Source organism: Sporosalibacterium faouarense, assembly GCF_016765695.1.
Classification (GTDB): Bacteria; Bacillota; Clostridia; order Tissierellales; family VENL01; genus Sporosalibacterium; species Sporosalibacterium faouarense.
Genome location: NZ_JAETGO010000054.1, coordinates 14,723 through 28,228, shown reverse-complemented (window position 1 = coordinate 28,228; position 13,506 = coordinate 14,723). Strand labels below are relative to the sequence as shown.

At 32.7% G+C, this 13,506-nt stretch carries 8 protein-coding genes and 1 pseudogene; all 9 read right to left on the bottom strand.

What is annotated here, in order from left to right:
• Positions 1-283: pseudogene (locus JMO20_RS10890) on the bottom strand (peptide ABC transporter substrate-binding protein); the annotation flags it as partial.
• 444 nt (positions 284-727) lie between these two features.
• On the bottom strand, positions 728-2,467 hold the full coding sequence (locus JMO20_RS10885) for a peptide ABC transporter substrate-binding protein (protein ID WP_202709697.1): 1,740 nt from the start codon (positions 2,465-2,467) through the stop codon (positions 728-730).
• Between the two features lie 601 nt (positions 2,468-3,068).
• Positions 3,069-4,763, bottom strand: coding sequence for a peptide ABC transporter substrate-binding protein (locus tag JMO20_RS10880; protein WP_202709696.1), 1,695 nt, complete (start codon positions 4,761-4,763; stop codon positions 3,069-3,071).
• A 268-nt stretch (positions 4,764-5,031) separates the two neighbouring features.
• Positions 5,032-5,952 (bottom strand): ABC transporter permease, encoded by a 921-nt coding sequence (locus tag JMO20_RS10875; RefSeq protein ID WP_202709695.1) that lies wholly within the window; start codon positions 5,950-5,952, stop codon positions 5,032-5,034.
• Positions 5,953-6,355: 403 nt separating this feature from the next.
• Complete coding sequence (locus JMO20_RS10870) at positions 6,356-7,336, bottom strand: ABC transporter ATP-binding protein (RefSeq protein ID WP_202709694.1); 981 nt, start codon at positions 7,334-7,336, stop codon at positions 6,356-6,358.
• Entirely contained in the window at positions 7,336-8,367 is a 1,032-nt protein-coding gene (locus JMO20_RS10865; RefSeq protein ID WP_202709693.1) for an ABC transporter ATP-binding protein, read from the bottom strand. Before JMO20_RS10865 ends, JMO20_RS10870 begins: the two co-directional genes overlap by 1 nt.
• Positions 8,368-8,381: 14 nt before the next feature.
• Positions 8,382-9,299, bottom strand: coding sequence for an ABC transporter permease (locus JMO20_RS10860; RefSeq protein WP_202709692.1), 918 nt, complete (start codon positions 9,297-9,299; stop codon positions 8,382-8,384).
• A 31-nt stretch (positions 9,300-9,330) separates the two neighbouring features.
• Positions 9,331-10,251 (bottom strand): ABC transporter permease, encoded by a 921-nt coding sequence (locus JMO20_RS10855; RefSeq protein ID WP_202709691.1) that lies wholly within the window; start codon positions 10,249-10,251, stop codon positions 9,331-9,333.
• A gap of 1,067 nt (positions 10,252-11,318) precedes the next feature.
• Complete coding sequence (ligA, locus tag JMO20_RS10850; RefSeq protein ID WP_202709690.1) at positions 11,319-13,316, bottom strand: NAD-dependent DNA ligase LigA; 1,998 nt, start codon at positions 13,314-13,316, stop codon at positions 11,319-11,321.
• Positions 13,317-13,506: the final 190 nt, after the last annotated feature.

Genomic DNA, 13,506 nt, shown 5'->3' with positions numbered 1-13,506 from the left:
CTTGTAAGATTTCACTTGAAGTTGTATCTGTACTTAATTGTGGGTCTAAGCATGGAGGCTCAGAACCTAAGTTAACTCTTAAAACTTGTTCTTCTGCTAATTCATCGCCAGAATCATCTTGGTCCTGATCTTGATCTTGATCCTGATCTTGGTCTTGATCTTGATTTTGATCTTGCTCTTGATCATCATTAGATACATCTTCAGTTCCACCACAAGCTGTTAATGCTAAGGAAAGAACTAATGTTAATGCTAACAACAGAGCTAACAATCTACTTTTTCTCATTTTTAAATAATCCCCCTTTAATTTTCTAAGCTATGTTACTTTGAAACAATAATTTTTCTATTTACATCCCCCCTTTACTTGAATTTATAGCAAAAGATGTAAATATTAAAATTTTGCCATAAGTTTTGTTAACATATCTTAGTATTTGCTTGTTTTGTATTAATTTATTTTAACAAAATTATAAAGTATTATTAACAACTTGTCAAGTTAATATTCACCTATAACATAGTTATTTAATTGTCAATCCGCCTTTAGTCCTTAATTCTACAGATTTTTATATATGTTTTCTTATTTAGATATTCTTCTTCGAAAATATTACTATTGTGTAATATTTTATATTCATTATACTTATATATATTTTAAAACTTGTCTAATTATTCCCCAAAAAAAGAAGCAGTGGAGTTATCCACTGCTCTTTTATTAAGAATTTATTTATATTAATTTTTAATGTTCTAGAACATATGCCCACTTCTTACCGGACTCTACCAATATAGGTAGTCTTACCATATTCTTAACATATGGTCTCTCAACATATAGGAAAGTTCCTTCTTGAGTTGGAGCTATAGGCATTTCATTCATTAATATATGTTCAGCTTCTACCATTGCATCTATACGTACTTTTTGATCTTGATTACTCATAGCTTCACGAATATATTCATCATATTCTTCATTTGCAAACCTAGCTCTATTTTGTGGAGAGTCACTTAAGTATAAGTCTAAGAATGTCATTGCATCGTTGTAATCTCCTACCCAAGAAAGACCTGCCATTGTAAAGTCTCCTTCACTCATTCTATCAAGTCTTACCTTCCAAGTAGCTTGCTCAATACCTGTTTGTACCCCAGCATTGTCTAGCCACATTTGTTGGTAAACCTCACCATATTTAAGAGATGAATCAGAGTCACCAGTCAAGAAAGATATTTTATTTTGGAGCTCATCTATTGTAATCCCTATTTCTTCGCAGCCTTCTAAAATCATTTGCTTGATCTCTTCTTGAGTGGCTCCAGTTCCAATATCATTAAATAATGCTTCTCCAGATATTTCTCTGAAAGTCTTGCCATCATATCCTGCCATTCCAGGTGGTACCCATGCGTATGCTGGCTCCACAGCTCCACTTGCTAAAGTATCATACACTTTAGTCATGTCAAGAGCCATCCTCATACCTCTTCTAATCTTAGCACTACTCACATATTTATTTTCAGTATTAAATACACGGTACCCAGTGGAAGCTCTTGGAGCTGTTATAAGTTCATCCTGATATTGCTGGATAAATTGTGTTGGTATTTCTGTAAAGTCCAACTGACCTGTTTTATACATACCCATAATAGAGTTTGAATTTGTTATCATTGATAATTCTATTCTTTCGAGCTTAACAGTATCTGCATCCCAGTAAAGTGGATTTTTAACTAATATTACCTTAGACTCATGCTTCCATTCATCTACCATGAAAGGTCCACACGATGGAACTAAGTGTGCCTCAGATGCATATTTATCACCATATTCTTCTATTAAGTCTTGCCTAGATGGAAAGAAAGTACTGTGTTGTAGCTTTCCAATAAATACTGGATTTGGTGATTTCAAAGTAACTTCTAACGTCTTATCATCTAAAGCCTTAACTCCGATCTCACTAGGGTCTGTTATTTCTCCCGAAGCGTATTCTTGAGCATTTAAAATATCATATGCCATGAAAGTATAGTCAGAAGCTGTTTTAGGATCTAATAATCTCTTCCAAGCATATTCATAATTGTTAGCTGTTACAGGAACTCCATCTGACCAGCTGGCGTCTCTTAAGTGGAATGTATAAACTGTTCCATCTTCGCTCATATCCCAGCTAAGTGCCATTCCTGATCCTTCTTTAACTTCACCAGTTGCATCCATTCTGATAATTCCCTCTAATGTGTCATTTAAGATTATACCAGAAGTTGTATCAGTACTTAACTGTGGATCTAAGCTTGGAGGCTCTTGACTTAAATTCTCTCTTATAACCTGTTCTTCAGCAAGCTTTTCAGTTATGTCCTGCTCCTGATTTTGTTCATCGCCATTGTCAGCATTATTATTATCTGTGTCTTCAACCTGCCCATTATTAGAGTTGTCAACTGGTTCTCCGTCTCTATCACATGCAGTTAATGCAACAGAAATAATTAATGTCAAAACTAATAATAAAGCTAATACTCTACTTTTCTTCATCAAATAATCCCCCTTTGATTTTTTGATTATTATTTATATTTCACTTTCCCACTTACTAATTGCTTATGGCATCACCCCTTTCAAATCTAAAAGATTATAAGATTTTTTTACTTAAGAATCTCATATTTTTTCACTATTCTTTCAATCTGATTTTTAATTCTTTTAACTCCTCAATAACTTTTAGAATCTTGAAATGTTGATGTAAATATATGATAAAACAATAATTTTAAAATTCTGTTAAAATATGTTAAGAAAGTCTAATCTTTTATTAAGCACTGTAGAATGAATACTGTTCCATCAATTCTAAATATAAGTAACTATTTGTTTTCTACTTGTTTATAGCTATAACAAATTATTAAAACCGAAATTATTTTCTGAAAATTTAGAATAATTTGATTAGTAAGTTTATTGTATTATAAATTTTGGTAAAAATGGGTTATATTACAGTTTTGTTAGATAGATTAAGTCCTCGTTATATTTTTCAGAATTTTTTGTAACTTAATTACTAATTTCATTAACTTTATGTAATCTTTTTCCTTTTCTTGTTAATTTAGTAAAACAAAAAGCCAACGCTTGACGCGTTGGCCTATAATTATAAATTTTAATGTTCTAATACATATGCCCATTTCTTTCCGTCATATACTTGAAGCGGTAGTCTAACTATATCCTTAACATAAGGTCTTTGAACATAAATTTCAGTACCATAGGAGTATGGTGCTATTGGCATATCCTCTATGAATATTTTTTCCGCTGCAACCATAGCATCTACACGCTCTTTTTGATCAAATACTTCCATTGCATCATGAACATAGCTATCAAATTCTTCATTCTTATATCTAGCTCTATTTTGTGGAGAATCACTTAAAAATAGATCCATAAATGTCATAGCGTCATTATAGTCACCAATCCAGCCCATTGCAGCCATTGTAAAGTCACCTTCTGAAAATCTATCAAGCCTTACCTTCCAAGTAGCTTGCTCTATTCCTGTATCTAATCCAGCATTTTCAGAAATCATTTGTTGGTAAACTTCTCCATACTTAAGTGATGAATCAGTATCACCAGTTAAATATGAAATTTTACCATCCAAATCATCTGCAGTTACACCTAGTTCACTAGCTGCCTCTTCAACTAATTGTACTACCTCATCCTTTGTTGCTCCAGTTCCAATATCATCAAATAAGGTCTCTCCAGCTATTTCACGGAACGTCTTTCCATCGTATCCAGGAATTCCAGGTGGTATCCATGCATATGCGGAATCAGTCATACCTTGTGCTAATGTGTCATAAACCTTAGTTTGATCTATAGCCATTCTTATTGCTTTTCGTAATTTAGTGTTCTTTAAATACTCGTTTTCATTATTAAACAAATAATAATAAGTAGCTGCTGTATTATATCTTTGTAGCTCATCTTTATATTGATCTAAGAATTGAGATGGTACTGTTACATAATCCAATTGTTCAGTTTTATACTGTCCCATAAGTGAGTTTGAATTTGTTAACATAGAAAACTCAACTCTATCTAGCTTAACTGCATCTGCATCCCAATATTCATCATTTTTTTCTAATACAATCTTAGATTCATGAGCCCACTCTGTAACCTTAAATGGTCCACATGATGGTGTTAAATTAGCTTCTGAAGCATATCTATCACCATATTCATCAACTAAATCCTCTCTAGATGGGAAGAAAGTACTATGCTGTAACTTACTTATGAATACTGGATTAGGTGCCTTTAGAGTTACTTCTAATGTCTTATCATCTGTGGCCTTAACTCCAACTTCATCTGGATTAGTTACTGTTCCAGTTGAATACTCTTCTGCATTTACTATATCATATGCCATAAAAGTGTAATCAGATGCTGTGTCTGGATTCAATAATCTTTTCCATCCATATTCAAAATCTCCAGCTGTTACCGGAGTCCCATCGTCCCATTTAGCGTCTCTTAAATGGAATGTGTATACTGTACCATCTTCACTAATATCCCAACTTTCTGCCATTCCTGACCCCTCTACAACCTGACCTGATTGGTCCATTCTAATAATTCCTTCTAATGTATCCTGAAGAATTTCACTTGAAGTTGTATCTGTACTTAATTGTGGGTCTAAACATGGAGGCTCTGCCGATAGATTTACCTTAAGCAGCTGATTTTCTGCCATTTCTCCTTCATCTTCATCATTGGGATTATCATTGTCTTGATCTTGATCTTCTGGTTCTTCATCCTGTGCACAACCTGATAATGATAATGTGAACAGTAATGCAAAAACTAGTAATAAAATTATCCATTTACTTACTTTCATAATAGACCTCCTTTATTTTATAGTCATTTTCTAATTATTCTCTCCAAATGATAGTACTTTTTATGTAAAATAACTAAATGTGATTAAAACCTTTTATTTCCAACAATTTATTTTTCAAAACAAAAAAAGACTTCAATTTTATTACCGAAGTCTTTTTTTTACAAACTATTTTTAAAATTCTATTACCACTTATACTAAACGAACGATTAATCATTTTCTAAATCTTGGATTTAATACATCTATCTGCTCTTCTTCCCCATTAATTCTATCACTTGTCTATTCTGATCCTTGGATCCGCTACACCATAAAGCATATCACTGATAAAATATCCAACAATCACTAATGCAGAGGTAAATAGAGTTGTTCCAAGAATCATTGTATAATCATATTGCTGAACACTTGTAACAAAGAATTGTCCAATGCCAGGTACACCAAATATACTCTCTATAACAAAGGAGCCTACAACAGAAGTAGCCAATGAAGGTCCTAAAAAAGTAATAATTGGTATACTTGCATTTCTTAATACATGTTTAAAAATTACTGTTGTGTTAGATAGTCCCTTAGATTTAGCTGTTTCTATATAATCTGATCCCATTATTTCTAACATTGACGTTTTCGTAAATCTAGCAAATGTTGCTATAAAAAAAGTTGCTAGCGATGCAATTGGGAGTATCATATATTTTATTCCCTCCCATCCAGCTACTGGAAGAACTCTAAGCTTTACTCCAAAGAAATATTGATATACTGATGCAAATACAAATCCAGGTACAGAAACCCCGAGAACTACTATAAAAATAACAAAATAATCTAAAAATTTTTTGTTATTTAATGCTGCAATTATTCCCATTACTATACCTATAGATATTCCAATTATGCTACCTAAAAATCCAACCTTTGCCGATGCAGGCAACCCATTCATGAGCATAGAGTTAACTGTTCTGGTCTTATACCTTAGTGATATTCCTAAATCTCCATGTAAAAGATTATTCATATAAATTCCATATTGACTTATTAAAGGCTTATTAAGTCCATATTTTTCTTCAAGGTTTGCCCTGGCTTCAGGAGTTAGTCCCTTATCAGTAGTAAGAGGGTCTCCCGGTAGGGCATGCATCAAGAAAAAAGTTATTGTGGCGACCACCCAAAGAGTAACAATCATTAGCCCAAATCTTTTTAATACATATTTCCCCATTACTTAGCACCTCCAAATATTTTGTCTGAGATAACTGCATAGTGAGTAATAAAATATTTCAGTAAAAACTCACAATATGCACTTTACCTTTTTATTAATGCTACTATCTAATCCTTTATCTACCTCCTCCCATTCATTTAGTTGTTTATACAGTTACGCTAATATTAGTGATATGTTTTGTTGTTATTAATATATTTAATATTCTGAATATTCTCAACATTTGTTTCGTTTTTTCATACAATTCTTTATTAGGATATAGTAATTATCACTACTCCAGTTCCTATTATATTTTTGTAATATAATTAATTATTTGTAATTTTTTAACATATATAGCAAAAAAATAAACGACTCCAATCTCTTTAGAAACTGGAGTCGCATATATAAATCTTAATCTATATCTAGATTAGTCTACTAAATGACAAGCAACGTGATGTCCTGGTTTAACTTCTTTTAATACAGGAGCTTCTTTTCTACAGATATCTTTTACGTATCTACATCTGTTTTGGAATTTACATCCTGGAGGTGTATTAATAGGACTTGGTACATCACCTTCAAGTAATATTCTATTTCTATTTCTCTCTATTTCTGGATCCGGAATTGGAATAGCAGAAAGTAGAGCTTGAGTATAAGGGTGTAATGGTTCTTCATATAATGCTTCACTTGATGTTAATTCCATTACAGAACCTAAATACATAACTGCAATTCTATCAGATATATGCTTAACCATACTTAAGTCATGGGCAATAAATAGATATGTTAATCCCAATTCATTTTGTAGGTCTTCAAGTAAGTTTACAACCTGAGCCTGAATGGATACGTCAAGAGCTGAAATAGGCTCATCACATACAATAAAGTCAGGCTCTAGAACTAATGCTCTAGCAACACCGATACGTTGTCTCTGTCCACCACTGAACTCGTGAGGGAATCTATTTGCATGTTCTTTATTAAGACCAACAATCTCAAGCACTTTATATACTTTTTCCATTCTTTCTTTTTTATTACTATAAAGTCCGTGTACATCTAGACCCTCAGCTATAATATCTCCAACAGTCATACGTGGATTTAATGAAGCATATGGATCCTGATATATCATCTGAGCTCTACTTGTGAACTTTTTAAGTTCTTTTTTACCTAATTTATGAACATTCATTCCATCAAATATAACTTCTCCATCAGTAGCATCATAAAGTCTAATTAAAGTTCTACCAACAGTAGTTTTACCACAGCCAGACTCACCAACTAGACCTAAAGTTTCACCTTTTTTTATTGAAAGACTAACTCCGTCCACAGCCTTTAATATTTGTCCTCTACCTACTTCAAAGTATTTTTTAAGGTTTTTAGTAACAATTAAGTTTTTAGCTTGTGATAGATCTTTAGTTGCCATTACTTACCCCTCCCTTCAATTACAGGATTTACAACATTTGGAGCCATATCATGTTGTAACCAGCAGAATACAGAATGAGTTTCACTCACTGAAGTTCTCTCTGGCATTTGTTCCTTACATATTGGCATAGCATATTCACATCTAGCCGCAAAAGGACATCCTTCAGGAGGACTAAATAGATCCGGTGGTGTACCTTCTATTGGAATAAGTCTCTCTTTAGCCTTATTATCCAATCTAGGAACTGATTTTAATAATCCCCATGTATATGGATGCTGTGGTCTATAGAATACGTCATCTATAGATCCTTCTTCCATTATAAGTCCACCATACATAACAATAACTCTTTCAGCAACATCTGCTATTACACCAAGGTCATGGGTAATTAATATGATAGAAGTTTCCATTTTTTCTTGTAAATCCTTCATAAGGTCAAGGATTTGAGCTTGTATTGTAACATCTAAAGCTGTTGTAGGTTCGTCAGCAACTAACAGCTTTGGATTACATGCTAATGCTATAGCTATCATACCTCTTTGTCTCATACCACCACTAAATTCATGTGGATATTGGTCTATACGCTTTTCAGGAGTTGGAATACCAACTAATCTAAGCATTTCTATAGCTTTCTCTCTTGCTTCTTTTTTACTCATTTTCTGATGTTTAATAAGACCTTCCATTATTTGAGATCCAACCTTCATTGTTGGGTTCAAGGATGTCATAGGATCTTGGAAAATCATACTTATTTCACTACCACGAATTGATTCTAATTGCTTATCTGACATTTTAACTAAGTCTTTTCCGTTAAACATAGCAGTACCAGTTTTTATTCTTGCAGGAGGCATTGGAAGTAGTTTGATTAGAGATTTTACAGTAACAGACTTACCTGAACCTGACTCACCAACTATTCCTAATGCTTCACCTTTTCTTACATAGAAACTATTTCCTCTAACAGCTTGAACTTCTCCAGCATAAGTGTCAAAGGATACACTTAAATCTTTAACATCTAATAGTATCTTTCTGTTATCTTTACCCATCTATTTCAACCTCCTTACTTTCTAAGTCTTGGATCTAGCGCATCTCTAAGTCCTTCACCTAGCATCGTAAACGCAAGCATCAGTAAACTAATAACAATCGCTGGTGATGCTAATTGGTAAGGCTCAATTAATATCATATTTGTTCCTTTTTGTGATAAGATTCCAAGGCTAGGCTCTGGAGGTTCAACACCCATACCTATATATCCTAAGAATGCTTCACCAAATATAGCAGAAGGAATTCTAAATGTTAAGTTAACTATAAGAATACCCATTGTGTTTGGAACTAAGTGCTTTAATATAATTCTACTTGTATCTGCTCCTAAAGTTTTAGCAGCCATAACAAATTCCATTTCTTTCAATTGTAATACCTGACCTCTAATCATACGGGCTGTACCAACCCATCCTGCAACAGTCATAGCGAGGATTACGGTTCCTACACCAGACCCCAGAATAACCATGATCATAATAACCCTTATTAGATATGGAATAGATCCTAATATCTCACAAATACGCATCATAATAAGGTCAGTTCTTCCGCCAATATATCCTGAAACACCACCATATAATATACCTAAAACTATATTAGCAATAGCAACTGTTAATCCGATAAATAGGGAAAGTCTAGCTCCCCTCCATACTCTTACCCATAAGTCTCTACCAATATCATCTGTACCGAACCAGTGTAAACTACCTGGCTTTTGATTGAAATCTAATATATCTCCAGTTTTATAATCAAAAGGTCTCATCGCTGGACCTGCAAATGCCATTATTGCTAAAAGAATTAATACAACCATAGCTACCATAGCTACCTTATTTTCCTTAAGTCTTCTCCAAGCATCTTTCCAGTAAGTTATACTTGGTCTACTAATACTTTGTGATTGAGCAAGGTCTTTACCAACGGTTTGAAATTTTTCCTTATTTAATTCCGCCATTTCTTATTCCCTCCTTATAAATCTAATTTCATTACTTATCTAATCTAATTCTTGGATCTACTACTCCATAAAGCATATCACTAATGAAGTAACCTAAAACTACTAGTATAGAAGTAAATAGCGTAGTACCAAGTATCATTGTATAGTCATATTGTTTAACACTGTCAACGAAGAATTTACCAATTCCAGGTACACCGAATATACTCTCAATAACGAATGAACCTACAATTGAAGTAGCTAATGATGGTCCAATGAAAGTAATAATTGGCACACTTGCATTTCTCAATACGTGCTTAATAATAACTGCTGTATGAGATAATCCTTTTGACTTCGCTGTAACAACATAGTCTGAACCCATTACCTCTATCATAGAAGTCTTCATATATCTTGCATAACTTGCTATATAGAAGGTAGCCATTGAAGCAACTGGTAGGATTAAGTACTTAGGTCCTTCCCATCCCGCAACCGGTAGCCACAACAATTTAACTCCAATGAAATACTGGTACACAGAAGCGAATACGAAACTCGGAACTGACATACCTAATATTGCTATAAAAATAACCAAATAGTCTAAGAATCCTTTATTATTTAACGCTGCTATAATTCCAAGGAAAATTCCTACTGAAACACCTATCAGCATTCCTAATAGTCCAACCTTAGCTGATGCAGGTAACCCATTCATAAGCATTGAGTTAACTGTCCTGGTCTTATACTTAAGAGACAATCCTAAATCTCCGTGTAATAAATCTTTGATATAGTACGCATATTGTATCATCAGCGGTTTATCTAAATGATACTTCGCCTCAATATTTTTTCTTACTTCAGGTGGCATCCCTCTATCGGTTGAAAGTGGATCCCCTGGGATTGCATGCATTAAGAAAAATGTTAAAGTTGCAATAACCCAAACAGTAATAATCATTAAACCAAATCTTTTAAGAACATATCTTCCCATTTACACAAACACCTCCATCAAAATAATAGTAAAACTAAAAAGATAAAACTTTAAACATGTAATTAAAATATTAAAGCGTTAAAATAATAAAAGATACTTAATATCTTGCTCCTTCACCCCCTTAAAATTAAAGCTTATTATAAATTCAAACTTAATTGAAAATATAAAACTCTTATCTTTTGTTACGTTTAAGAAAAATATAACAGGGTATAATTTTCTTATAATTAATTGAAACTATTGCATTTTTATCTATTAATAACTGCATTTTATTGTCTAGTCTGAATTGTCCGAAAATAAAAAATTGCATGTAACTTAAATATACAAAATTTTCAAACATTATACAAGTTCACGTAATTGTGTGAATGTCAACCTCTATGAAACCTTTGATAAATTAAGCATTATAAGGCATATTAATTTTTTGTAATATAATTAATCGTTTATTAACATTTGCCAAGATAGGCTTTTACGAATAGATGCTTGTCCTATTCAGAGGTATAAAGGCATCTAATTATTTTTTAAAATGCCTCTGAAGAATTTTTAAAAAAATGATTATTCATACATGCGTGGTGACAATTTTTATCTTTTCGACAAGTTAAGTTACTTTACTATAATACAATAATTTTCGGAAAATTTCAATGGTTATGCACTCTTTTGTAGTTTAAATATTTGTAACAAATTCTACAAAACTAGTCATTGATATAATTTATCTTTCCTATATAACACAGGGTAAAATGGATGTTTAATAGAATCCTACTTAGCCTAAAAAAATTATTATATTCTTCAGACAAAACATGAGTATAACTTTAAAAGCTGGAAGGGTATCCCTCCAGCTTTTTCTTTTAAGTAGATATTAGATACTTGTATAAATAAATTAAGTTATATACATTTTATGCATATGACTGGTTTTATATGACTGGTTTTCAAAACTGTACAATTAAATAAAACACATTATAATTCTCCATAAATTTTATCTCAAAATGAATGTTATAACTTTCATAATTATAGATTTGTGCAGGATTAATTTTTAATTACTTCATTATATAGATTTTTAAAAATATATAGTAAATCTAGAGTATCTTGCTGTCCTTAAGTATACTTATAAACTCTTCGTTCTCAATTATCCTTACACCTAACTCCCTTGCTTTATCTGCTTTAGACCCTGGTGACTCACCAACAATAACAAAGTCAGTGTTCTTGCTTACACTTCCAGTTACTGTTCCACCAAGTTTTCCTACAATATCTTTAGCCTCTTTTCTACTTATTCCTTCTAATGTTCCTGTAACCACAACTTTTTTATCAGTAAATATAGTATCTGATAAAACCTCTTCTTCTTCATATTTAGGGCTTACTCCCTCTTCTAAGAGCTTTTCTATGCTACCAAGTATTCTTTCATCATTGAAGAATTCAATAATGCTATCTGCAACAATACCGCCTATATCAGGAATATTTATTAACTCTTCCTTAGTTGCTTCCATGATATTGTCTAAGGATTTGTAGTTTTCTACTAGATCCGAGGCCGTTCTTTTGCCTACATTAGGAATTCCTAATGCATATATAAATGAGCTTAGTGAACAATCCTTACTTTTCTCTATAGCATCTAATAAGTTCTGAGACTTCTTATCTCCAAACCTTTCTAGCTTAACTAAATCATCAAACTTGAGCTCATATATATTGGGAATATCTGTAAGTTCAAGTTCTTCGTACAATTGTTCAGCAGTTTTTTCGCTAAATCCTTCAATATTCATAGCATCTCTACTGGCAAAATGGACAAGTCTAGATACCAACTGTGGCTTACATGATAGAGAATTAGGACAGAATATATGTACTCCATCTTGAACTAATTCACTGCCACAAGCTGGACATTCCTTTGGCTTCTCTATTTCCTTGGAATCTTCACAACTTTCTTCTACTACGCCCATAATCTCTGGTATAACATCATTTGATCTTCTTAACCACACTCTACATCCCAAGGCAACTTGCTTTCTTTGTATATCATCCCAATTATTAAGAGTAGCTCGCTGTACAGTTACTCCTCCTATGTCTACCGGCTCTAGTAATGCAGATGGTGTCACTTTTCCTGTCCTACCAACATTCCATTGTATACCTAATAGCTCTGTTGTAACTTCTTCTGCCTTAAATTTAAAGGCAATAGCCCACCTAGGGAATTTTTGAGTATATCCCAATGCATCTCTAGTTTTCATATCATTGATTTTAATTACCATTCCATCAGTTAAAATATCTAGTCCACTTCTAGTTTCTTTAATCTCCTCTATTTCATCTATTACTCCCTGAATACTATGGAAGATTTTAATATAATCACTCACCGGAAGTCTATTTTCCTTTAAAAAATCTAGCATCTCAAGGTGAGTATCAAAGCTCTTCCCTTCAATGTAGCCTACATTATAAAAGTATCCAATTAAATTCCTCTTTGCTGTAACCTTTGGATTTAGGTTTCTTAAGGCTCCTGCTGCTCCATTTCTAGCATTCTTAAGGGGTACATCTGCCGTTTCATTATACTTTTTAAGGGCTGATAAAGGCATTAATCCCTCCCCTTGTATTTCAATAGTGCCTTTAAAATCTATATTTAAAGGAATAGATTTTATTGTCTTTATTTGAGGTAATATAGCTTCTCCTATTTCACCATTTCCTCTGGTTGCACCTTGAGTCAAAACTCCCTCTCTATATGTAAGATTTAGAGTTAATCCATCAAATTTATACTCTAATATATACGTAGGTTCCGGTAATTTATCCTCATTTGATCCATTATATTGATCTATTAACCTTCTTACTCTCTCATCCCAACTTCTCAACTCTTCAATACTTTGACCCTTATCTAAACTCAAAAGTCTCCCTAAATGCTTATGCTTTTCGAATTTATCTAATGGTTCATCTCCTACCCTCTGGGTTGGAGAGTTTGGAAGAACTTCTCCTAGTTCTTCCTCTAAGGATAATAGCTCGTTATAAAGCTTATCGTATTCTTTATCACTAACCTTTGGTTTATCCATTGTATAATAATAGTAGCTTAATTCATTCAATTCTTTAACTAATTCTTTCATTCTTTGCATTTTATCCAATCTAACACCTTCTCCCTTAACTGAAATTACTGACTTGAATTTATGAAATATGCAATTTCCTTAAATTCTAAGATATTCGCCAATGATTATTTTACTTTATTCTTTAACTTTAATTATATGAGTAACTTTAATAAGTGAACTGATAGAATATCAGGGCTTCAGATGGAGATTCTACTCCACT